This is a genomic window from Archaeoglobus sp. (assembly GCF_017656475.1).
Taxonomy (GTDB): domain Archaea; phylum Halobacteriota; class Archaeoglobi; order Archaeoglobales; family Archaeoglobaceae; genus Archaeoglobus.
Genome location: NZ_JACDNT010000005.1, coordinates 25128 through 48428, shown reverse-complemented (window position 1 = coordinate 48428; position 23301 = coordinate 25128). Strand labels below are relative to the sequence as shown.

Below are 23301 nucleotides of genomic sequence, written 5' to 3'. Positions count from 1 at the left end.
CAAACCTCGGAAAAGTGTAATAAATACCTAACTAATGTAAGCTCGGTGAAGGTTGCGGTTCTCGTTGGAGGAGTGGGAAGGAGAATAGGCAAGGAAAAGACTGAAATCACGCTGTGCAGTAAGAAGCTCATTGAGTGGGCTCTGGAAAAGTATTCACCCTATCAAACCGTGTTCGTTTGCCGAGATGAGAAGCAGGCAAAAAAGCTCTCCTCAAGGTACGATGCGGAGTTTATATGGGATATCTATAAAAACGTTGGCTCAATTGCCGGAATTCATGCTGCCCTAAAACACTTAGGAAGCTGCGTTGTCACCGCAATAGACATGCCTTTCGTCAAACCCGCGGTTGTTGAGCATCTCTACAATGAAGGCAAAAGGCTAGGCTGTGATGCTCTCCTCCCAAAGCACGAATATCCGGAACCCCTACTCGCCTATTACTCGGAAAGAGCCGTTGATGAGGTTGAGAAGGCAATTCTTAGAGGAGATAAGAAAATACTCATTCCATTAGAGAGGTTGAACGTCGTTTATTATCCGGTGGAAAACCTGAGAAAGTTTGATAAGGAACTGATTTCATTTTTCAACATTAACACTCCTGAGGATTTAAAGAGGGCTGAGGAGCTATGCTCAAAGATGAGTACGGGAGAGTTGTAACGAACCTTAGGATTGCTGTAACGAACAGATGCAACCTCCAGTGTTTCTACTGTCATAAAGAGGGGGAAAAAAATCCCGGGGAGGAAATCAGTGCGGACAGGATAATTGAGATTGCCAGAGCATTCCGCGAGCTTGGAGTGAGAAAGCTCAAGATTACAGGTGGAGAGCCACTGCTTAGAAAGGACATTCTTGACATAATCCAGAATCTTCCCGACTTCGAGGAAATTTCCATGACAACCAACGGAATTCTCCTCGAAAAGTATGCGGATGAGCTGAAGGAGTGTGGGCTTAGCAGGGTAAACGTCAGCCTTGACACACTCAACGCGGAGAAGTACAGGTGGATAACGAAGGTTGGGGATGTGGAGAAGGTAATAAGAGGAATCGAGAAATCGTGTGAGGTTGGGCTAACTCCGGTAAAAGTGAACATGCTCGTTATGAAGGGAGTTAATGAGAACGAGGTGGAAGAGCTTCTTAGCTTCACGAATTCCTTTAATGACAACCACATAAGGGCAATCCTTCAGGTAATTGAACTCGTCCCCTTTCCCGGATTCGAGAAGTACTTCTTTGACATTTCGGCAATTGAAGAGGAGTATGCAAAAATCTCCACACAAAGGAGAATCAGGGCGATGCACCGCAGAATTCAGTACTTCACCCCCAAAGGTGTTATTGAGTTTGTGAAGCCCATGGACAACACAGCCTTCTGCATGCACTGCAACAGAATGAGGGTCACTTCTGACGGTAAGCTCAAGCCCTGTCTCCTGAGGGATTACGCAGTAACGATCGACGGAAAGCACGGAGAAGAGTTGAAAAAGGCGATAATAGAGACTGTAAGAAAAAGAGAGCCTTATTTCAAGGGATAAAATGCGGCCTCATGTTTTTGTGAACGTTGCAGCCAGCCTTGACGGCAAAATAAGTGATGAGAACAGGAGGCAGCTGAAGATCTCGTGTGAGGAAGACTTAGAAGTCGTGGACAGGTTAAGAGCCGAGAGTGATGCCATTATGGTCGGGATAGGCACGGTTATTGCTGACGACCCGAGACTTACGGTGAAGAGTGCGATACTGAGGGAAAAGAGGGTTAAGGAAGGTAGAGAGCCAAACCCGCTGAGGGTTGTTGTGGACAGCAGGTGCAGAGTGCCGCTCAACTCCAGAATTCTGAACGATGAGGCGAGAACTCTGATTGCAGTTTCCAAACTTGCTCCAGAAGATAGGATAAAGGATGTTCAGAAGCTTGCAGAAGTTGTTGTCTTCGGAGAGGATAGAGTAGACCTCTCCGCCCTGCTCGATCACCTTTACGAAAAGGGTGTCAGAAGGCTGATGGTTGAGGGAGGAGGAACACTCATCTCCTCTCTTATCTCAGAAGACCTCGTTGATAAGATGAGAATATATTATGGTCCCTTATTCATCGGAGGTAAAAATTCTCCGACAATCTGCGATGGCAACTCCTTCATTAGAAGGTGCAGGATTGAGAAGATTGAAAGAGTAGGGGAGGGGTTTGCTGTAACGGTTAGGTTCTGATGAGATTGGGTAGTGTTAATTTCTGGTTATAAGTGTAAACTTCTTTGTGCCAGAGGTCTGATTTCAACAAAAACAAATATTTCTTCAGACGACACAAAAAGACAATCTTTCAATCCCATCTTGGTCTGATTTCAACGATCTCGAATGGCACAAGATTGGGATTATAAGAGAGGTCCTTTCAATCCCATCTTGGTCTGATTTCAACTATCATGAGCCAATAACTGCATAGATAGCTGTATTCCCTTTCAATCCCATCTTGGTCTGATTTCAACTAGAGACCCGCAAAACTGCCAGCGCTGCGCCTACCTCGCTTTCAATCCCATCTTGGTCTGATTTCAACTGCAGAGGGGATCGGAAAATTAAGGATAGTGCGTTATTTCTTTCAATCCCATCTTGGTCTGATTTCAACAGCCCGGTTGACTTCATAAGCCAGTTTGGAGATTTGACTTTCAATCCCATCTTGGTCTGATTTCAACGTAACGGGCTCGTTGACGGGCACATTGACGGTAAGCCGGCTTTCAATCCCATCTTGGTCTGATTTCAACTTGATGGGCAGCTCTGGGAGGGCATACTTAATAAAATCTTTCAATCCCATCTTGGTCTGATTTCAACATGTCTTATGATAGATTTTACGAGATAATGAACAAACCTTTCAATCCCATCTTGGTCTGATTTCAACCTGCTTGAGGCGGACTATTGCTCTGTCGAGTTCTTTCCTTTCAATCCCATCTTGGTCTGATTTCAACACACAGCATCAGCCCTTACGGGCTGACCACACATTCTTTCTTTCAATCCCATCTTGGTCTGATTTCAACTGTCAAGGTAGAAGAAGTATCCTTTTACTTTGCTCCAAACACTACTCTTTCAATCCCATCTTGGTCTGATTTCAACAAACCCTGCAACAATTCCTTGGGTGTTGGTGGAGGGGTTGTCTTTCAATCCCATCTTGGTCTGATTTCAACTCTTATGTTTTGGACGAGGAGGACCGCAAAGAAGTTGCTTTCAATCCCATCTTGGTCTGATTTCAACCGGTGTTGATCCAGAGTATGAAGTATGCTGACCCCTTTCAATCCCATCTTGGTCTGATTTCAACGGTGATCCTTAGGAAGACGATACTGAAGAACGTGAAGCATCTTTCAATCCCATCTTGGTCTGATTTCAACAAGATAACGGCAGAAATTGACAGGTTGCGAGGCAGCGTCGAGCTTTCAATCCCATCTTGGTCTGATTTCAACGTTGTAGCGGACAAGTATGTAGAGAAACACAGACATCTTTCAATCCCATCTTGGTCTGATTTCAACCCTCTCACTCCTCCTCGAAAATGGAAAGGAGCTCTTCCTTTCAATCCCATCTTGGTCTGATTTCAACTTTTACTTTGTACTCCCTGCTTACTTTTTCGTACTCTCCTTTCAATCCCATCTTGGTCTGATTTCAACAGTTTTTGATTTCCGAAGCTCCTCCCGTATCGGTACTTTCAATCCCATCTTGGTCTGATTTCAACTCCTAACTTTCGCTTTTGCTCCCCGCCGGACTTGCACCTTTCAATCCCATCTTGGTCTGATTTCAACCCATTCCTGTGCCACTCCTGACAGGCTTTGATCTCAACCTTTCAATCCCATCTTGGTCTGATTTCAACAATCGCCAGAAGCAGAAAAGTGCCTGTCAGGAATACTCCTTTCAATCCCATCTTGGTCTGATTTCAACCACGCAGCTATCGCATGCAGATACAGGATATGCATGCCTTTCAATCCCATCTTGGTCTGATTTCAACAAAGATCTATTCAATTGAACCGAGAGAACTTGATGAGCTTTCAATCCCATCTTGGTCTGATTTCAACTCTCAAGCACCTTAACGACCGGTGGGAGGGATTTACCCTCTTTCAATCCCATCTTGGTCTGATTTCAACTCGGACACAATAGCACAGATGACTGTGGATTACTTTCTTTCAATCCCATCTTGGTCTGATTTCAACTTTCAAGATCCTCAGCCATCATTTTCTCTACAACCTCCTTTCAATCCCATCTTGGTCTGATTTCAACACGGCAACGACGGGCAAATATACGGTGCAACGAGCGCTTTCAATCCCATCTTGGTCTGATTTCAACCGGACTCTTCCTGGCCTCTTTATCGCCGATTGAATCCACTTTCAATCCCATCTTGGTCTGATTTCAACCCTCACTACTGGGCTCTCCTTTATTTCCGGATACCTCCCTTTCAATCCCATCTTGGTCTGATTTCAACGCCAGCAAGGTCGAAGAGCTCCGCCTCGAGGTGCTGACTTTCAATCCCATCTTGGTCTGATTTCAACACAGGGTGAAGAGGAAGTACGTCCCCCTCAACTCGCTTTCAATCCCATCTTGGTCTGATTTCAACGCTTGCAATGTTTGGAGTAACGGTAGTGGCCATTTTCTCCCTTTCAATCCCATCTTGGTCTGATTTCAACTAAAGCTCCACGCATTGAGAAGCACCTTGATAACCTCTTTCAATCCCATCTTGGTCTGATTTCAACTGCGTAAAGCCCCTCTCCCTTGTCAATGTCTCTAATCCTTTCAATCCCATCTTGGTCTGATTTCAACGGAAAGAAATACAAAGCAATAAAATCGGCGAGACGGCCTTTCAATCCCATCTTGGTCTGATTTCAACCCTTGACGAGATATGGGACAACATCCAGTTGAAGCTCCTTGAAGTCTTTCAATCCCATCTTGGTCTGATTTCAACTAGCTATAGCTGTAAGTAAGGATATTAGCTCTAGTTGATAAAAACTTTCAATCCCATCTTGGTCTGATTTCAACAGCAGGAAGCCGAAGAGGATGAAGTCGACGCGGACGGACTTTCAATCCCATCTTGGTCTGATTTCAACGAAGATATCAGCGAGGAGTTCTGGAGCCTCGGCTCGCTTTCAATCCCATCTTGGTCTGATTTCAACTCGGAGCCTCTGAATACGACTGGTTCAACAAGCACGTCCTTTCAATCCCATCTTGGTCTGATTTCAACGGTTAGCTCCGCAACCAGATGTGAACAGAGAAGAGCCTTTCAATCCCATCTTGGTCTGATTTCAACATAGACGTGAATACTATGCGCAAAAATATGGAATCAAGTTTGTCTTTCAATCCCATCTTGGTCTGATTTCAACGCAAATAAGCGGAGATATGAAGCCAGATAAAGTTAACTCTTTCAATCCCATCTTGGTCTGATTTCAACGATGAGAAGGGCGGCAAGAGCGATTTTCTTGTATTTGGCTTTCAATCCCATCTTGGTCTGATTTCAACTTGGTTGCAAAGATCGGCTCTTGGATGTTATACTTCTCTACAACCTTTCAATCCCATCTTGGTCTGATTTCAACGATGAGAAGGGCGGCAAGAGCGATTTTCTTGTATTTGGCTTTCAATCCCATCTTGGTCTGATTTCAACTTGGTTGCAAAGATCGGCTCTTGGATGTTATACTTCTCTACAACCTTTCAATCCCATCTTGGTCTGATTTCAACCAAAGAGTCCCGTGACGAACCCTACAACGATGAGTATCAGAATCACCTTTCAATCCCATCTTGGTCTGATTTCAACCTATGATCAACCCAAAGACTTCATCCACTTGATCAAGGCTTTCAATCCCATCTTGGTCTGATTTCAACCGCTTGGCCTGCCGAGCATGAAATTGCGTTCATCCTTGCTTTCAATCCCATCTTGGTCTGATTTCAACGAAGTTAGGAAAACACTAATGGTCGAGAAGTTTCTTTCTTTCAATCCCATCTTGGTCTGATTTCAACCGTTTTTCGACCCATACACCACGTACACTATCTTCTCTTTCAATCCCATCTTGGTCTGATTTCAACAATTAACGGGTATACAATGTCCATCATGCCGTAAACTCTTTCAATCCCATCTTGGTCTGATTTCAACATGCAACACCGTAATGAGCTTAAACGAGTGGCTTAAAACTCCTTTCAATCCCATCTTGGTCTGATTTCAACATGTTCACCTCTTGCACCTGAGCTAGAACCAGTTTCTGCTTTCAATCCCATCTTGGTCTGATTTCAACGCTCTATGGGTGAGATTTACGACCTCTTCAAAAGCTCTTTCAATCCCATCTTGGTCTGATTTCAACTTTATTGCACCACTACTTGTAGCTTTGCAGGCACTCTTTCAATCCCATCTTGGTCTGATTTCAACACGTTGCCCTGCTCCTTACCGATACGGGAGGAGCTTCTTTCAATCCCATCTTGGTCTGATTTCAACTGTTTTGAGTGATGATAGAGAAATAACTCTAACTTTAGACCTTTCAATCCCATCTTGGTCTGATTTCAACCAAAGTGGGTCTCCCCATGAGATAGCCTGATTGTCCTTTCAATCCCATCTTGGTCTGATTTCAACCTGCGGCTCAGAGGAATGCGATTTTTGCGAGTATCCTTTCAATCCCATCTTGGTCTGATTTCAACCCGAGCTCGAGTCCGAACAGATCAGCGAGAGGGTACTTTCAATCCCATCTTGGTCTGATTTCAACTTGGAAATGTACGTAACTCTTGAGGAGATTCAGGCGACTTTCAATCCCATCTTGGTCTGATTTCAACACTCCACCTTTAGCCGATGATGCCAATCTGACGCTCCTTTCAATCCCATCTTGGTCTGATTTCAACTGACGTGCACTCTGTGCCATGTCCGTAAACGTCGTCCTTTCAATCCCATCTTGGTCTGATTTCAACAAAGGAGGGGCTTAAATGACAGATGACTTTGAATTACTTTCAATCCCATCTTGGTCTGATTTCAACTCAACCTTGAAGGTGAGAGTGGCACAATCAGCCCCGCAACTTTCAATCCCATCTTGGTCTGATTTCAACCCATCCCTCACACCTCTAAAAAATAGAATTAGACTCCTTTCAATCCCATCTTGGTCTGATTTCAACGTATTGCGTAGTTTGTTAGATACTTTTAGACCGTTAATCTTTCAATCCCATCTTGGTCTGATTTCAACCGTCGGAGACACGTTTGCATCGAATGGTGCTTGGAACTTTCAATCCCATCTTGGTCTGATTTCAACGTAGTGTAGCGGAAATCATACCGGGCTTTGGAGGGTGAGGGCTATAAGACCTACTTTCAATCCCATCTTGGTCTGATTTCAACTGGATACGGGAACAACGGGACAATAAACAGTGCTACGTGGATAAACTTTCAATCCCATCTTGGTCTGATTTCAACATATAGTAGCTTCGTATTTAGGGATTCATAGTGATGCAAAGAACTTTCAATCCCATCTTGGTCTGATTTCAACTATAGCCTTTGCCACCATCTTTTGCTCTTTTGTCAACTTTCAATCCCATCTTGGTCTGATTTCAACACTGTAGTGTCAGTGCCTTCGACGACAGACCTGATCAACTTTCAATCCCATCTTGGTCTGATTTCAACGTCATTGAGATAAGACTTGATTTCCTTAGGAGAGATGACTTTCAATCCCATCTTGGTCTGATTTCAACAAGCTTGTGCTTCTGTTGTATTTTCTTCGTTATAAAGCTTTCAATCCCATCTTGGTCTGATTTCAACTGGTGCTCTATCATCCGCCGAGTATGCTGTATCAACCGCTTTCAATCCCATCTTGGTCTGATTTCAACAATCAGTAATATTTTCTCCATTTCTAATTTAAAGGTTTCTTGTTCCTCCTTTAGTTTATATACAATCGCGTATCTTTAAAGTTGCAGGTTGTTTATAATGATGTGCGATTTTTATTCTGAAGACCTATTTCAATTTGGGATGACCAAACCACTCTTTAGCGAAATTAGAGTTAAATCAGCATGGGTAAGCATAACAATAAAACTCAGACCACCTCATTTTCAAAGCAAAGGAAATAAAAACTAAAAATGTATACAATAAAATTCAGAAATAAATCATTTTGCGACCGGCTCAGACACTTGTTTTCTAGAATTAAACCTTTTCTAAGCACCCTTTAACAGCCAAAAGTATTAGTGGTAAGCTATTTATTGTACAGCACAGATTAATTTTGTGATGATTGATGAAATGTATATCAGAGGAGTGGAGGTTAACTACTATTTCGTGTGCAAAACCAAACTGTGGCTTTTCAGCCACAACGTGAATTTGGAGAGGGAAAGCGATCTAGTAAAGCTTGGAAAGCTCGTCCATAAGGAATTTTACCAGAGGGACAGAAAGGATGTCCGGATTGGGCCAATAGCAATAGATGTTGTTAGGAAGGGAAATGAGCTTGAGATTCAGGAAGTGAAGAAGGCAAAATCAATGGAGAAGGCAGATGTTTTTCAGATGCTCTACTACCTCTTTTACCTTTCAAATCTCGGGATATCTGCTAAGGGGAGAATTACGTATCCAAAGAGTAAGGAAGTCTTGAACGTCGAGCTGGACGAGGAGAAGCTAAGAGATTTGGAGAAAATTCTGGAAGAAATCGATGAGTTGAAGAAAAACAAGGAGATGCCTAAGCCTGTAAGGAAAAAGCACTGCAGGAAGTGCGCCTATTTTGAATTCTGCTTTGTAGGGTGATAGAATGAGGAAGAAGAACTTCTATATAGTTTCTGACGGAAAACTAAGAAGAAAGGAGAACACGATATACTTTGAGAGTACTGAAGAGAGGAGACCGATTCCGATAAGCTCAATATACGCCATATACGCTCTCGGCTCGCTTACCGTAACCTCTCAAGCTTTAAACTATCTGGCTAAGGAGGGTGTATGCGTGCACTTCTTCAACAGACACGGCTACTATACCGGCTCGTTTTACCCCAGAGAGAGTCTAATTTCGGGTGAAGTGGTGGTGAGGCAGGCGGAGCACTACCTTGACAGGGAGAAGAGGCTATATTTGGCAAAGGCGTTCGTTGAGGGCAGTATAATGAACATGGCACGTGTGCTGAGGAGGAGTGGGGAGGATGATGCAGGAGTGATTTCAGCTCTTCAAGGACTTGGAGAGGCAGAGAGCGTAGAGGAGGTGATGGGAATTGAGGCTGCAGCAAGGACGGAATACTACTCAAAGTTCGATAACATTCTGACCGGAATGAAGTTCGAGAGGAGGAGCAGGCAGCCGCCGGAGAACGAGGTTAACGCCATGATCAGCTTCGGAAATTCTCTTCTGTACTCTGCAGTCCTGACAGAAATCTACCACACCCAGCTCCATCCGGCAATTAGCTATCTTCACGAACCTTCTGAGAGGAGGTTCAGCCTCTCGCTTGACATTGCGGAGATTTTTAAGCCTCTACTCGTGGACAGACTTGTCATCTCTCTCGTCAACAAGAAAATGGTCGGTGAAGGGGATTTTGATGAAGAGTTCAGGGGCGTTCTTCTGAGTGAGAGCGGAAAAAAGAAATTTCTAAAGGCTTTCAACGATAGGCTTGAGAGGACCATAAAGCACAGAACGCTTGGCAGAAAAGTCTCCTATCAGCGGTTGATAAGGCTGGAGTGCTACAAGCTCGTTAAGCACATCTTGAATGCCGAGAAATACAAACCTTTCGTGATGTGGTGGTAGTATGTATGTGATAATCGCCTACGATGTCAATGTTGATAGAGTGAATAAGGTAAAGAAGTTTCTCAGGAAGCACCTGAACTGGATTCAGAATTCGTTGTTTGAGGGCGAGCTCACGCAGGCCGACCTTGAGGAAGTCAAGATGGGGCTGAGGGAGATTATAAACGAGGAGGAGGACATGGTTGTTATTTACAGGCTTAGGAGTGCTGACGCGATGAAGAGAGAAGTTTTGGGGATGGAGAAGAGCAGCATGGATGAAATAATCTGAGCAATGCCCAAACTTCAAATACAGTAAAATATAAAACAAACAAAACAAAGAACAGTACAAGAAAAAATCGGGTACATCATCGAAGCTTTGAATGAGATTCCACAAAACCCTGAAAAACCAATAGAGATCAGCGGAACCTTCTACAACCTCCTAACGGCAATAGAATCAGCCATGGATATTTCCGCAATGCTTGTTAAAGATCTTGGAAAAAGGGGTTGAGGATGACTACACAAAATATAGAGATACTGCACGAGATTGGAGTGATTGATAAGAGACTGACCGAGAAGCTCAAAATGTGCAACGGGCTGAGAAACTGGCTGGTTCACAGATACAACAAAGTGGACAAACAGCTCGTTCTAAGTTCAGTAGAAGAGGTGAAAGAAATTCTGGTAGAATTCGTAAAGAGGGTGGAGAATGTCCTGCCTTGAGAAGGTAAGAGAGGATCTCAGAGCAATTTCAGATTTTGAAGCTGTTATTTTCGGCTCGTACGTTACCGGAGAGTTCAGAGAGGGATCAGATATTGATGTTGCAGTGATTACGAGGATCAGAGATAGGAAGAAAAATGTGGAAATTCAGAAGAAACTGTTCGTTCTTACCAGACCCCATATGATCTGAGAGTATTTGAGCTGCTGCCCATCAAGGTAAAGGCCTCGGTTATGGATGACTATATTGTTCTGTTTGGAGATGAGCTTGAGATTTCCGAATACTTCTACTACTGGAGAAAGATTTGGGATAACGTGAAACACAGGATCAGCTATCACGAAACCCTTGAAGAAAAGATTAGAGCGATTGAGAGGTGTAAAAAGCTGGAGAAGATAATGAGGCCAAAGAGGTGAGGGGGCAAATGATGTCCGAGAGCGATGAGATTTCAAGCTTTAAGAGCGAAAGCGACACTCATAAAAGAGAGATAGTGAGAAAGAAGAGTAGAGGTGAGGTTAAAGCTGAGGAGATAGTAAGAGAGTTTAGAGAGGGTAGATATGGAAAAGATCGTGGTTGATGCCCGTCAAAGTATATTCAGATTATCAGTTTTTACACCATAATCAAACCCTATTTCATAGCTGTACGGGTATCTGCAAATCCAGAACGCTCTTTTCCTTTCCGGCGTCTCATAGAGATAGAAGGCTCCACCACCAGAGTTTAAATCCTCTAGTAAATAGTAAAGTGGTATTTTAGCCGTATTTTGAACTCTCAAGGCATTATCTCTACTCTCTTCAAAAATACATTCCGGAATAACGTCTACATACTGAACATTCTCTTCTCTAACTTTAAATCTCAATCCTTCTTCGCTTTCAGTTGCAACCTTTCTCCAGTGCTCACCGAACACAGCGCATTTTTTGAAAAATATAAGGAGGTCGCTTTTTCCGAGCTCATATTCTGCATAAGCAAGGTCACACAGCTCTTTTATTTCTTTATAACTCACTGGCTTCTGGTAATTCACAATAATCTCTCTAGATTTGTTGATTAATTTTTCATCGTATGGTAGGTGATTTTCTGGTATGTAAATTTTCAGTTTGTGTTCCACTTCATTCTTCCAGAATTTTCCCTTTCTGTTGAGTCTTCCTGCCCTTTGGCCAAGAGCGTCGGGTGGAGCAAGCTCTGAATGCATAACATCGCATGAAATGTCAAGTGAGATTTCTATAACTTGCGTAGCAACAAGAACGAAAGGTTTTTGCTTAATTCTTTGATAAATCTCGTTCTCCTTTTTTATTCTGTCATCATACGTAAACTGAGAGTGATAAAGCATAATATTCGGCTGGTTAAAGGACTCCTTTAGCTTCTCCTTTAATTTCTTGTAGAGATCCTTAGCCCGCTCTACAGTATTCAGAATCACAAATTGCGTTAACCCTTTTCGATAATTTTCTGCAATTTCTTCCAATACCTCACTATCAAATATTGTCTCTCCATCCAGTTCAATTTTAAACGGCTGGAATTTCAATCCTTCCCAGTCGACTACATGTTCATAATCATGAAGTTTTTTGAGCATAAATTCTGGAAGTGTTCCCGACATTACCAAGTGTGGAATGTCCATTTTTCTCAGGAGTTTGAAGAGAGCGAGTAAGTGCTCCAGAGTGTACTTTTCGTAGTAGTGTACTTCATCAAAAATGATAACTGCGTTTTGTAAGTTGCCAAAAGCAAAATCTGCTTGGCTGAAGCCCTTAACGAATGAGTAAATCAGATGGTCTACAGTTGTGATGGTTACTGGCTTGAAGAAAATATTCCCCTTAAAAGTCTCGCTTCTGAGCTCTTCCGCATCTTTTTCCTCATCAAATTCTTCTTCTTTTTCCTTTTTAAGCTCATCTCTTAGTTTAATAAAACTTCTTCCATGATAAAGTCCAACATTTTCTTTTCCAAATTTGAAATCGTGAATAAAACGATCATACATTGCATTGCTTGTAGTTTGAGTTGGCATCGCAAAGATAATCTTGTTTCTTTTATGCTTCTTGAGAATATTGAGAGCCCATAGAAGTGCCGCTTCGGTTTTACCTCTCCCGCACGGTGCAAATAAAGTTACGAACTTTCCCGAGCTCATTACCTTTTTCTGGAATTCATAGGGCTCTCTGTCTCCAAGAACCGCTTTTACAGGGTCATCTATTTGCAGTACAGGAACATATTCACCTGCATCCTCGTCTTTAAGAACCGCGCCAAAAACGCCTCCCTTTTCCTTGCCATTCTCAACGAATTTTCTGAAGCCAACACTTGCGTAATCATCGCATGTCTGGAGTATTGCAAAGATGTATGAGAACACTGACTTCACTCGCTCCCAATCTTTATTTTCCTTCACGTACATATTTATTTTCCTGACAAACCTCTTCCGAGCTTTCTCGATACCATTCCAGCTAAATTTCGGGATGTCATTAAGAGTGAAGCCGTCGAATTTGAAAAATTCATCAAAACCCAGTTCTTTGTATATTCTTGCTGCATCTGATACAAACTTTCTGATCTCCTCTTCCAGAAAAGTTGGTTTTTCGAATTGGTTATAATCTGAGTAAAGATTGTCGTAAAGCTGCGTATGATGCCCTAAAATAGGGGCAAGTTCTATAGGGACATCAATAATCGTGTCGGTAAAGGAATCGTGGAGCAGAAAGAATCCATAGTATGCGTGAGGATACCTTTGCGATCTTCTGTTCTGCCTTATGTTTTGCTGGAACTCCTTGGTTAATTTGCCGATGTCGTGCAGATAAACAGTCAGAAAAAGATTTCTTAGAAATTTTTCTTTATTTAGTTTCCATCTTTCACAGAACTGATCTACTATTTCACGATTTCTTTTAATGTATATCTTCAGTATTTTGAGTGCGTCTACCGTATGACCTTCCAGTGTCTGAAAGTATTTTTCTCCGTTTTTGTTGATTTCAAGTTTGGCTATTGGTAAGAATTTCAACGATCTCACCTTCCTTAGATTTGATCTCATTTAAAAAATCTATTCCGTCTTGGATAATGCAAATTTGAGCTTTTACGTAATGGTACCAATATCTAAGATAGCTGGCACCAACTAAATTGTTAAGATATTCTTCCGCGGCTCTTAATTGTTTGATTTCGCTCGAGTCGTGAGCAATTCTTGTATTTCTAACATATCTCACACCCCTTAAAAAGTCGGAACCACAAATTTCTCCAATCTTTCTAGGTACAGACTCTACTAGTAGTTTATTCAGATCAACGATAAAATCATTAAACGTTGATTCGTCTAATGCTAACTTACCATACCATTTTAAGGCGATTTTTGGAGTGTTATGTGTACTTCGAAATATAGTTTTTTGATCTTTCCATAAAAATTATGATCAACTTCGCACCTTAAGTTTATCAACTTAGTCCATTCTTCTCTTTGTAAGTTTTCAAAATATTTTATGACAGGTGTATCTTTTAATTTGTCGATTTCTATTTCAAAACCATTAAAAATCCACAAATCATCTTTAATCTGTTCAAATCCTACGCTTTGTAAAACTTCAATTTGATCAAAATTCAAATTACAGACATAAATGACTGTATATCCTTCTCCGCCTGATTCTACTTTTTGATAGTCCAAAACATCTACTTCAAGAGCATTTTTCAAGAAATCCTCAACAAAATCATCTATACTAGTGGGAATCAAGTCATCCATACGCTTTCTCCTTCTCCAAAACTCATAGTTTTGAAGATTCCTCTAACGGGGCTTTGTACGGGAATCGACACCGTCTTATACACCACATCAAACCTTCTCCCGACTTTCACGAATTTATACGGAACTTTTTCCACCACGCAACCCTCATGGACACCACCAACAACGCTCCATAGTTCCTTTGTTTCTGTCTCCTCCACTTCTACTGGCTCAAAAACATCTAAATCTACGAGATCATCCGAACCTCCAAGATAGAGGGGTCTTGCCGGATTTAAAAGAGCTAAATACGTTTTCCTGATTTTATCTTCATCTCCGACCAGATACACCTCGTAACTGGGCTCAACCAGAAACTCTCTGAACATCGGTGATGACGGAAAAGTTCTTTCGTATTTCCTGCCGGTCCCCTTCAGCTTCAGAATCTTTGCCATCTCCCTGCTCTTCTCAAATCTCAGCGATTTTATCCCGATCTTAAACCAGTTCTGAACCCTCAAATCATCCCTAGACAATCCAAGAGCGTTCGAGATCACACCTCTAATTGTTGTGTAAGGTGGGATAACATAAGTTAAAATAAGGGATGTTGATGTCGGTTCTCTAAATGTGGCAAAATACGGGCAGTCGATTCTGAACTTCAACCCGAGCAGTGGCATAGTAATCACAGCTCTTGCTTGTTAAGGTAATTCAGAGCTTCTTTTATCGCCTCGTTGGTACTCTTCACTTTGACACCAAGCTCTTCAAGCTTATTTCTTACTTTATTCTCGTTCTCAACAACACCAGGCAAAATTCCAGCGATAATTTTCGGGCTATATTCCTTAACATCGTTGATAACTGCTTCGAGCCTCTCTAAATCAAGCCCACCATTGTTTAGAGCGAGCGCCTTCTGAAGTCTGTGCGAATATACATCTTGGAAAGCTATTAGAATTACGTCTGGTGTGAAATCCGTAAGCAATCTTGCCTGCTTTGAATAGTCTGAAAGATATCGAAGCACCTCAATGACCTTGGATACTCTCTTTTTCCTTGTGTCTGTATCTGCATAGTATTCTATTTCTACGCTTCTTGTTTTCTCATTGACTTTTTCTTCCCCTCCAACCCTTGCAACATCTATCGCGATGCCGCATTTGTACAAATTAACTCCGATCTCCACGTTAACGATATCCCCCCTCATCTCTCCTTTTTCCATCCTGTGCCTTCTTGTCAGGAAATCCACCACAGCGTTTTCTTCGAAGGGCAACAATCCCATAGCCGGAGAAACCTTTACCGGAGACACTCTTGTCATTGCACCGCCTGGATGTCCTTGTGGATAACCCGGAATGACGGTTCCTTTTTTGATGGTCGTCATAAAGCCAAAGAGGTCACATCCGATACAGTCTTTGATGTTTCCGCAAGTCTCCCCTTTATCGTTTGGAACGCACATATATTCTCCATCAAGATTTCTTCTGATTGCTTCTTTGAAGTAGTATCTCATTGCCTGTCCAGAAACGTACGGATATTCTACACCATTTTTCTTGTATTTCTTGATGTCAATGAAGTTTGCCTCTCCCTCCCCAGCGTTTAGATTCGTTAGGTCTGTTTGAGACAACCAGACCACCTCAATACCCCTCATCTCCTTCACCTCCTTCTGATCTCTTCCCCAATTTGTCCAGAGAGTAGTACATTGAAGCGTAAACGACGATTAAATCCCTTACCTCTCTCCATCCATCTTTGTTTCTCTCAACGATTTCCTTAGTGAGCTGAATTACCTCATCCAGCGCCGTTGGCTTTATCTTTTTAAGTTTCTCTTCATTCAAACTCGGTAGTTTCCTTGAGATCTCTCGGAGCACGCTCCAGAACTCATTAATAGTTCTTACCTTGTCCAGTTTGTATATAGGTGATGCATTGTTTTCTGAAATTTTTGCTACGATTCTCCCTACATTTCTAACAGCATCAAGCTTATCCTTCTCAACACTCATTTTCTTCCACCTCCATTCAAAAATTAACTCCTCCAAATTTTGTCTAACCTCAGAAGAAAAGAAAACATAACCTCCTTTCCTTGGAAGTAGACTGTTTGTAAACTTCCTAAAATCGTCCAGTAAAAAGTATTTTGATAAATTTTCCTGAATCTCTCTCGTAGTATCCCAGTCTGTAGTGTTCTTGTTTTGGGAGAAGAAATACATCTTTCTCATAAGGTCCGAATAAATTCTCTCCAACTCTCCACTCTCTTTTAGCTCTTTTATCACTCCGAGAATGCCTTCATCGATGTTCAGGAAATCTATTTTCACGTTCTTAACCGCTCCAAATGGTATGTGCAACACAGCCCAGTTACTGGCAATTATTTCATCTGTTGCGTTCTCAACAAACTTTTCGTAAAAACACAGTAGCGTCGAATACTCTCCAGGAGTGTTTTCAACATCTTGGGCTTTGGGATTTACCTTAATATTGGAGTACCTTTCAGCATTATTCAATATTCCTGCATTTATACAAAGCTTTTTGAACTCGTGAAGGTCTTTGAGATTGTCGAAATAGGGCATAAATAGATATGACTTCTCTCCTGGGAACGTTCTGTAAATCAGCGCCTCATCCGTCCATTCAAGGATGCCTATAAAGTAGCAGAGAGGACATAGATTGTCGTAATATTCCTTAAGCGATAAAACTCCATCTCCTTTATAACTTCTTACTCCACTTAAACTGGCTATCTTTGTAACAAATGGATAGTTCGCCTGCTGGAGTTTTTTAATACTTTTATTGTATTTCCTCCCGCACAGAATGCACGTGTTCTTTCCTTCCTTTAAATCAAAAACACTAGAAATAATCTCGGCTGTTTTTTCAGGCTTATAAATTTCTTCTTTTAAAGCAACCTTGCCGCCGACCTTTTTCTCTTCCTGAATGATTACATGATCTTTCTTAACCTCTTTTTTAATCCTTGTTTTTTTATCCTCTTCAATAACGATTAAATTCTGCCTTTTGTGAATCACAATGCTTGTCAGCTCTTTAACGAACTCCTGTATATCTTTTATCCTGAGTACCATCGAGTTTTTTGTTAATTCTACTTCGCATGATTCCAATTCACTAAGAATTCTGTAAAAATTCTCAACTCCGCTATCCATCCATGGGTCGTTAAATACGTTGATTTCAATGTTCATACAGGTTTCCCCTCTACAACCCACCATACGCCCTCCTCACAACATCAACAACAAATTTGGCATCTTCTATAGCCTGCAAAGCCTCTTCAGCAGTCATCAAGCGGTATGAAATCTTCAGCGCCGTAAAAGCTCAACTCCCTCTCTTTCCTAAGTCTTTTTGATATCTGAGCGATCCTCTTTAAATTTTTCCTTATCTCTTCTGGCAGCAGGTCTTTATATTTCTCTAAAATCCTGCTCACATCGTGTATTTTTGGGACGTCTATTCCAGCATTTCTCAAAACGGCTTTCAGCACTAGCTCTACAACTTCTTGGGCTTCTCTAACCACATCTGCATAATCACCTTTGCTGTAAAATACCTCTAAAACTTCCAGTCTTATATTTGCCCTCTTTAAATAATCCTGAGAGAGCCTATCCAAGCTTTTCACCTCCCACAAACTCGCCCTTTTTTATAACCCACATCCACCTGCCCCCTACGAATTCCTTGTAGCTCCCCCACTTGCCCATTTGCTCGCGAACTCTCTCCAAAATGTTTCTAATGAAATCACCTCTGTCAACAATGATAATTGAATGCTCAACCATATCCAGATAAACAGGATTGAAGTATTTGGCCTCCTCTTCAGACAAAATGATGGGTGATAACTCCATAAATATGCCCTCGTCAATAAGTCTATGGGCCAGAAACTCCAATGGCATTTCAATGTTCTCTACAAATTCTCTAATCCTTTCGTGTCTTGGTTTATTAGTTTTTAAGATCAACAAGATATCAAGATCTGAGTTTAATCTATTTTCCGCTCTCGCATAGGAGCCAAAAACAGCGAGAGATACAAGCTGGTCGCCATAGAACTCTACAATCCTTTCCAGCACTTTTGCTACATATTCTTTGTGAGATTGTGAGAAAAATCTAATAGTTTTGATCTTTTCGGTTATTCTAATATCTCGTGTCATACCCCACATCATACCACCTTCACCATCCCAAAGCCCATTGAGTTCTTGCTCCCGAACCCCGCCTTGTATCCTACATCAAGAAGCTCCTTGCTCCCCTCTGCTACGAAAACCATCTCGGAGCAGCGGTGAAACGTGTTCTTTATCCTCAGCCTCTTCGGCTTCACAGAAATCGGCTTTATCCTCAACTCAGCATCTTCCGGCTCTCTACCGTGGAGGGCGACGTACTTCTTCACGAGATTTCTCCTCAGAATCTCATAGAATCTCGCATCTGACGGGTAGAGGTCGACGCTCCTTCTGGAGTAACCCTGATGTTCAACTGTTGTGACGGTTATCGGGCTAAGGGTGACGAACTTCTCTTTCTCTCCTATCTTCTTCTCTCTCAAAACCTCAACACCCGTGACGAGAAACTGCGCATCTCCAACACTCACCTCTGGATTAGCCAGAACCCCCTCGACGAACTTCTCGCACATCTCGTTCTTTGGTGAGGAGAAGAAGAAGTGGGCTGATCCCTTTATCACCATCCACTCTCCGTCAATTTTGTAGTTTTCAGCAAAGAGCTTGCTGAAGGTGAAAAGCTTGGGGCCGTAAGGACTGTGGAGTTCGAGAGAAAGGGTCTTGTCTACAGAGCTTATCGCCCGATATATGAGGGATGCGAGATAATAAGAGTAGTTCAGGTCAATCTTGGCCACACCCTCAGGGGGTGTCAGATCAACCCTTATACGCATAATAATAGCAAAACATGCTATTATTTAACTTTAACTTAGATTTGTTGACGAATCCAAAATCGAGGAATTGTAAACCACGTTATCGACCGATTTTAAAATGGGGCCGCCGAGATTTGAACTCGGGTCACCGGCTCCCAAAGCCGAGAGGATCACCAGGCTACCCTACGGCCCCTCAGGGATAAATAAAGGCCGTGGCTTTTAAAGCCTTTTGCTCTTCAATCTTATTGAATTAAACAGTATGGTGAAGTATTTAAATCCTGCCTCCTTCATGACAGAAAGATACACTTTATCATGGTGATAAGAATGGCCTACAGCGAGCTTTACTGGCAGAAGGAGGAAGTAATGCCAAAGAAAGAGCTGAGAGAGCTTCAGCTTAAGAGGTTGAGGTGGGTAGTGAGGCACGCGTACGAGAATGTAGCTCATTACAGGCAAAAGCTCAAGGCTGCGGGAGTTCATCCTGACGATATAAAAAGACTTGAAGACGTCGCAAAGCTGCCATTCACCACGAAAAAAGACTTTGCCGAAAATTACCCCTTCGGGCTGTTTGCAGTGCCAAAGGAGGAAATCGTCAGGCTTCACACCTCAAGCGGGACAACTGGAAAGCCGAAAGTTGTAGGATACACAGCCAACGACCTTGAAAACTGGATCAACCTTGTCGCGAGATGCCTCTACATGGTCGGAGTGAGAAAAAAGGATGTTTTCCAGAACATGGCAAACTACGCCTTTTTCACAGGTGGCTTAGGAATTCATGATGGAGCGGAAAGGATAGGAGCGATGGTCATCCCCGCAGGTGTGGGAAACACACAAAGGCAGGTTAGATGCATGGCCGATTTTGGGACAACAGCAATACACTCCACTCCTAGCTATGCGCTCCACGTCAAGGAGGTTGCTGAAGAACTCGGCCTAGATGATAAGCTGAGCCTGAGGATTGGATGTTTCGGTGCAGAGCCATGGAGTGAGAACACGAGAAAAAGGCTTGAAGATGCTTTCAACATAAAAGCCTACGACAGCTATGGCTTGAGTGAGATGAATGGCCCGGGAGTGGCGTTCGAGTGTGAGGAGCAGAACGGGCTGCACATCTGGGCAGACCACTACCTCGTTGAAATCATCGACCCAAAGACGGGAGAACCTGTTTCTGATGGAGAGAAAGGCGAGCTTGTCCTCACATCTCTGACAAAAGAGGCTTTGCCAGTGCTGAGATACAGAACAGGCGATATAACCTTCATAATGGATGAAGATTGCTCCTGCGGGAGAACGCATCCTAAAATACACCGCATATTGGGCAGAAGCGACGACATGATAATCGTAAGGGGAATAAACGTCTTTCCGAGCCAGATAGAGCATGTGCTGATGCAGATTCCTGAGGTTGGAGACCACTTCCAGGTTGTGATTACCAGAAACGGCAGTCTTGATGAAATCACCGTCAGAGTTGAGGTCAGGGACGAGCTTTTCACAGGTGAGCTTTTCGACTTGCAGAGGCTACAGCAAAAAGTCCAGAGGGAGCTTCAGAAGGAGCTTGGGCTGAGGACAAATGTGGAACTGGTTGAGAAGGGGACGATTGAGAGGTCAAAGGGGAAAGCCAAGAGAGTTCTCGATCTCAGAAAAGAGCTCTGAAATGTGCATTCTGTGCATATTTATTCGCATAAAATTTTTAGCTTTTTAATTCATTAAGTTTTTCATGGATACATTCTCCAAGTTCGAGAAACTGATTGTCCTTCTTGCAGCTGCTATTGGCTGGTCTCATGACGCTGTGGGGCTTACATTGCTAAACTTCCTTGCTGAGCCTATAATGAATGACTTCAACGTTGGAACGCTCGAAGTTGGGTTCATATTCTCCGCCCAGTACATCTTCTGCATATTTGGAGCGATGCTTTTCGGAGAGATGGGGGACAGGTTCGGAAGGAAAAACGCTCTGATTCTTTCGATACTCTGGGTTGCGGTTTTCAGCGTACTGTCAGCTTTTGCCCCTAATTTCTGGACTCTTGCAATCTTGAGGCTCATTTCGGGAATGGGGGTGACCTGGGGGCTTGCATTCACCTACATGAGCGAGTTCTACTCCCCGAAAAGAAGGGGGTTGTTCGGAGGGCTGATTCACGCAACCTTCGTTTTCGGCTTCATCCTTTCTGCACTTTCAGTTTCCCTGATATACCCGATTTACGGCTGGAGGGCATGCTTTTTCGTTACACTCTACCCCATCCCATTCCTGATACTCTTCGCCAAATACCTGCCGGAGTCGAGAATATGGGAAAAGCATGTTGAAGAAGAGAGAGCGCTTAGCCTTAAAGAGATAGCCAAAGACAGGAATCTTTTAAAAATGCTCGCTCTTGCAACCTTCCTGTTCTGGCTTGCGGAATTTGCCTATCACGCAATAGTTGACTGGTCTCCAACGTTTATCATAAGGCAGTTCGACTACCGCCCAGAAGAGGCAAGCTTGATTGTTCTGCAGATTTCCCTTGTCGCCATGGTTGTTCTGCCATTTTTCGGTCTCATCAGCGATTACATCGGCAGAAGGTCGAGCTTTGCCTTCTCTGCCTCAATTGGGCTTATCGGATGTCTCATGCTCGCCTACTTCACGCTGATAAACTACAACCCCAGTCTTGCCTTACTTTCCCTTTTCATCATACCTGTTGGTTTTGGCTCACACGCCCTTTTTGGAGTATGGAGCAGCGAGATGTTCCCCACAAAAGTCAGGGCGACAGCTACATCCGTAATCTTCAGCGTTGCAAGAGGTCTGTCTGTGGGCGGGCTAATTGTCGGCTACGTTGCGACTTTCTCAAGCCTGCTTTACGGAATGTTGCTTGGGGGTATCGCGTTCCTTCTCATGTGCATATTCCCGTGGCTTCTTCCTGAAACGAAAGGGAGAGAGCTGGAGGAATTCTAACAGGTGGTGTTATGAACGGTGCTGAAGCTGTTGCAAAAGCTTTGTTGAAAGAGAGAATAGACTGTGCCTTTACTTTGCCAAGCGGGGAAATTCTGCCAGTCTGTGAGTATTTGGAGGCCGAAGGTGTGAAAGTAGTATTTACAAGGCACGAGCAGGCTGCAGGCAATGCCGCTGACGGCTACGCTAGAGTTACAAGAAGGCCGGGTTTCTGCATTGTCCCCACCGGTCCCGGACTGGCAAATCTGATGCCCGCCTTAGCTCAGGCGTATTACGCCTCAAGTCCTGTAATAGCTATCGCAGGGCACAGCAAGTACGAGAATCTCGATAGAGAGGCTTTCGAGGAGATTGACGGCTACCTCTGGGTGAGAGAGTATACAAAGTGGTCAAGGCTCGTACCCTTCACTCACAGACTACACGAATACATCCAAGAGGCTTTCAGGAGAGCGCTGTCCGGGAGGTGCGGACCTGCACTTCTCGAAATCCCGAAGGACGTCTTGAATGCGGACTTTGAGGGCGAGGTTGAGTTTGCAGAGCCGAGTAACTACAGATACACCGGCAGGGTGGGATGTGAGGATGAATACATCCACAGAGTTCTTGGAATGCTGCAGAACGCAGAAAAGCCCCTCTTAGTGGTTGGGGCTGGAGTTTACTGGAGCAGAGCAGAAAATCTGATGCGAGCGTTTGCTGAAAGGCTTTCAATTCCGGTCTGCGTGAGCGGGCTGGGAAGTTGCTGTATCTCTCCAGACCACCCCCTGTTTGCTGGTCAAGCCTCAGCGTCTCCTGCGGTGATGCAAAGCGATTTGGTTATTGTCGTTGGGACGAGGTTTGACGAGTTCTTAGGCTTTGGACAGAAGTTCAGAGGCAAAGCCGTGCATGTTGATGTAGATGCTTACGAGCTCGCCAAAAACAGGTATGTTGATGTTGCAATAAACTGTGATGCAGGATTCTTCTTCTCCAAGGCTCTGGAAATGCTTAAGGGTGAGAAGAGATTCGAGAACTGGACCAGACCTATAATGGAGGGAGTGGACAGGATGTTTGATGAAGCAGCAAAGGGAGAAGAGAAGCCCATGAAGCCCCAGAGGCTCATGAAGGAACTGAATGAAGTCTTAAGAAGGGATGACATTGTCATTCTCGACGGAGGGGAGACTACGGCATGGGGTTTACTTTACCTCAAAAAAGGCAAGATTATAAGCTCCCAGGGGCCATTCGGTCATCTTGGGGCTGGCATTCCGATGGGAATAGCTGCAAAGGCGGCTGAACCTGAAAAAAGAGTTTTTGTTGTCACGGGAGACGGGAGCTTCCTCTTCAATGGCGCTGAGATAGACACGGCAGTCAGGCACGGCTTGCAGATCGTTGTTATCGTGGTAAATGATTCAGCATGGGGACTTGTTAATCACACGAGGCTTCTTTCGACCAAATCACCGGAAAGGGCAATGTATGGGGTTATGCTCAACCCGAACGCCAGGTACGACAAGTTTGCCGAAAGCCTTGGTGGGTATGGGGAGATTGTGGAGGAAGCAGAGGATGTGAAGAGTGCTGTGAACAGGGCTTTTGACTCTGGATTGCCTGCGGTTCTGGACGTGAGGGTAAAGCTCGAAGAAATATCGCCCCTCGCCTACCTTCTTACCGGTTCGGAGGGGTAGG

Annotated in this window: 22 protein-coding genes, 1 tRNA gene and 1 CRISPR repeat array; of the genes, 14 read left to right on the top strand and 9 right to left on the bottom strand. The window is 43.4% G+C overall.

Annotated features, from left to right (window positions below):
- The first annotated feature begins 45 nt into the window (after positions 1-45).
- The 11 genes from H0Z19_RS02440 (at position 46) to H0Z19_RS02390 (ending at position 10894) form a co-directional block, all read left to right on the top strand.
- A complete protein-coding gene (locus H0Z19_RS02440) occupies positions 46-648 on the top strand; it encodes a molybdenum cofactor guanylyltransferase (RefSeq protein WP_290723471.1) in 603 nt (200 codons plus the stop codon).
- A complete protein-coding gene (gene moaA / locus H0Z19_RS02435) occupies positions 618-1508 on the top strand; it encodes a GTP 3',8-cyclase MoaA (protein WP_290723469.1) in 891 nt (296 codons plus the stop codon). Before H0Z19_RS02440 ends, moaA begins: the two co-directional genes overlap by 31 nt.
- A gap of 1 nt (position 1509) precedes the next feature.
- Positions 1510-2163, top strand: a complete 654-nt coding sequence (locus tag H0Z19_RS02430; protein ID WP_290723467.1) for a 2,5-diamino-6-(ribosylamino)-4(3H)-pyrimidinone 5'-phosphate reductase — start codon at positions 1510-1512, stop codon at positions 2161-2163.
- 38 nt (positions 2164-2201) lie between these two features.
- A CRISPR array of direct repeats spans positions 2202-7764; the repeat unit is 30 nt; unit sequence CTTTCAATCCCATCTTGGTCTGATTTCAAC.
- Between the two features lie 391 nt (positions 7765-8155).
- Positions 8156-8659 carry a CRISPR-associated protein Cas4 gene (cas4, locus tag H0Z19_RS02425; RefSeq protein WP_290723465.1) on the top strand — a complete coding sequence of 168 codons (504 nt, stop codon included), beginning with the start codon at positions 8156-8158 and terminating at the stop codon, positions 8657-8659.
- A 4-nt stretch (positions 8660-8663) separates the two neighbouring features.
- The gene (cas1b, locus tag H0Z19_RS02420) at positions 8664-9632 is read left to right on the top strand and encodes a type I-B CRISPR-associated endonuclease Cas1b (protein ID WP_290723463.1); all 969 of its coding nucleotides are present in this window, start codon (positions 8664-8666) and stop codon (positions 9630-9632) included.
- Between the two features lies 1 nt (position 9633).
- Positions 9634-9897 (top strand): CRISPR-associated endonuclease Cas2, encoded by a 264-nt coding sequence (gene cas2 / locus H0Z19_RS02415; RefSeq protein ID WP_290723461.1) that lies wholly within the window; start codon positions 9634-9636, stop codon positions 9895-9897.
- An 87-nt stretch (positions 9898-9984) separates the two neighbouring features.
- The gene (locus H0Z19_RS02410) at positions 9985-10116 is read left to right on the top strand and encodes a hypothetical protein (protein WP_290723459.1); all 132 of its coding nucleotides are present in this window, start codon (positions 9985-9987) and stop codon (positions 10114-10116) included.
- Between the two features lie 2 nt (positions 10117-10118).
- The gene (locus tag H0Z19_RS02405; RefSeq protein WP_290723458.1) at positions 10119-10325 is read left to right on the top strand and encodes a HepT-like ribonuclease domain-containing protein; all 207 of its coding nucleotides are present in this window, start codon (positions 10119-10121) and stop codon (positions 10323-10325) included.
- Positions 10312-10512 (top strand): nucleotidyltransferase domain-containing protein, encoded by a 201-nt coding sequence (locus tag H0Z19_RS02400; protein WP_290723456.1) that lies wholly within the window; start codon positions 10312-10314, stop codon positions 10510-10512. Before H0Z19_RS02405 ends, H0Z19_RS02400 begins: the two co-directional genes overlap by 14 nt.
- A 41-nt stretch (positions 10513-10553) precedes the next feature.
- Positions 10554-10733, top strand: coding sequence for a hypothetical protein (locus H0Z19_RS02395; protein WP_290723454.1), 180 nt, complete (start codon positions 10554-10556; stop codon positions 10731-10733).
- Positions 10734-10741: 8 nt separating this feature from the next.
- Entirely contained in the window at positions 10742-10894 is a 153-nt protein-coding gene (locus H0Z19_RS02390) for a hypothetical protein (protein ID WP_290723452.1), read from the top strand.
- Positions 10895-10900: 6 nt separating this feature from the next.
- Here H0Z19_RS02390 and cas3 read toward each other — a convergent pair whose 3' ends face one another.
- The 9 genes from cas3 to H0Z19_RS02345 all read right to left on the bottom strand — a co-directional run bounded on the left by cas3 (position 10901) and on the right by H0Z19_RS02345 (position 18948).
- Positions 10901-13285 carry a CRISPR-associated helicase Cas3' gene (gene cas3 / locus H0Z19_RS02385; protein ID WP_290723450.1) on the bottom strand — a complete coding sequence of 795 codons (2385 nt, stop codon included), beginning with the start codon at positions 13283-13285 and terminating at the stop codon, positions 10901-10903.
- A gap of 318 nt (positions 13286-13603) precedes the next feature.
- The gene (locus H0Z19_RS02380; protein ID WP_290723448.1) at positions 13604-13993 is read right to left on the bottom strand and encodes a hypothetical protein; all 390 of its coding nucleotides are present in this window, start codon (positions 13991-13993) and stop codon (positions 13604-13606) included.
- Positions 13981-14637 carry a CRISPR-associated protein Cas5 gene (gene cas5, locus H0Z19_RS02375; RefSeq protein WP_290723446.1) on the bottom strand — a complete coding sequence of 219 codons (657 nt, stop codon included), beginning with the start codon at positions 14635-14637 and terminating at the stop codon, positions 13981-13983. Before cas5 ends, H0Z19_RS02380 begins: the two co-directional genes overlap by 13 nt.
- A gap of 5 nt (positions 14638-14642) precedes the next feature.
- On the bottom strand, positions 14643-15590 hold the full coding sequence (gene cas7i / locus H0Z19_RS02370; RefSeq protein WP_290723443.1) for a type I-B CRISPR-associated protein Cas7/Cst2/DevR: 948 nt from the start codon (positions 15588-15590) through the stop codon (positions 14643-14645).
- A complete protein-coding gene (locus tag H0Z19_RS02365; RefSeq protein WP_290723431.1) occupies positions 15577-17106 on the bottom strand; it encodes a hypothetical protein in 1530 nt (509 codons plus the stop codon). The genes cas7i and H0Z19_RS02365 overlap by 14 nt, the downstream gene beginning before the upstream one ends.
- Before the next feature lie 86 nt (positions 17107-17192).
- On the bottom strand, positions 17193-17522 hold the full coding sequence (locus H0Z19_RS02360; protein WP_290723429.1) for a HEPN domain-containing protein: 330 nt from the start codon (positions 17520-17522) through the stop codon (positions 17193-17195).
- Positions 17515-18063 carry a nucleotidyltransferase domain-containing protein gene (locus tag H0Z19_RS02355; RefSeq protein WP_290723427.1) on the bottom strand — a complete coding sequence of 183 codons (549 nt, stop codon included), beginning with the start codon at positions 18061-18063 and terminating at the stop codon, positions 17515-17517. Before H0Z19_RS02355 ends, H0Z19_RS02360 begins: the two co-directional genes overlap by 8 nt.
- The gene (gene cas6 / locus H0Z19_RS02350; protein ID WP_290723424.1) at positions 18060-18776 is read right to left on the bottom strand and encodes a CRISPR-associated endoribonuclease Cas6; all 717 of its coding nucleotides are present in this window, start codon (positions 18774-18776) and stop codon (positions 18060-18062) included. Before cas6 ends, H0Z19_RS02355 begins: the two co-directional genes overlap by 4 nt.
- Positions 18777-18874: 98 nt before the next feature.
- Positions 18875-18948 (bottom strand) — tRNA-Pro (locus H0Z19_RS02345).
- A gap of 131 nt (positions 18949-19079) precedes the next feature.
- On the opposite strand from H0Z19_RS02345, the gene H0Z19_RS02340 reads away from it, so the two are divergent.
- The 3 genes from H0Z19_RS02340 (at position 19080) to H0Z19_RS02330 (ending at position 23300) form a co-directional block, all read left to right on the top strand.
- Positions 19080-20390, top strand: coding sequence for a phenylacetate--CoA ligase (locus tag H0Z19_RS02340; RefSeq protein WP_290723422.1), 1311 nt, complete (start codon positions 19080-19082; stop codon positions 20388-20390).
- 64 nt (positions 20391-20454) lie between these two features.
- Positions 20455-21657, top strand: a complete 1203-nt coding sequence (locus H0Z19_RS02335; RefSeq protein ID WP_290723420.1) for an MFS transporter — start codon at positions 20455-20457, stop codon at positions 21655-21657.
- A gap of 11 nt (positions 21658-21668) precedes the next feature.
- Complete coding sequence (locus H0Z19_RS02330; RefSeq protein WP_290723419.1) at positions 21669-23300, top strand: thiamine pyrophosphate-binding protein; 1632 nt, start codon at positions 21669-21671, stop codon at positions 23298-23300.
- Position 23301 lies beyond the last annotated feature (1 nt).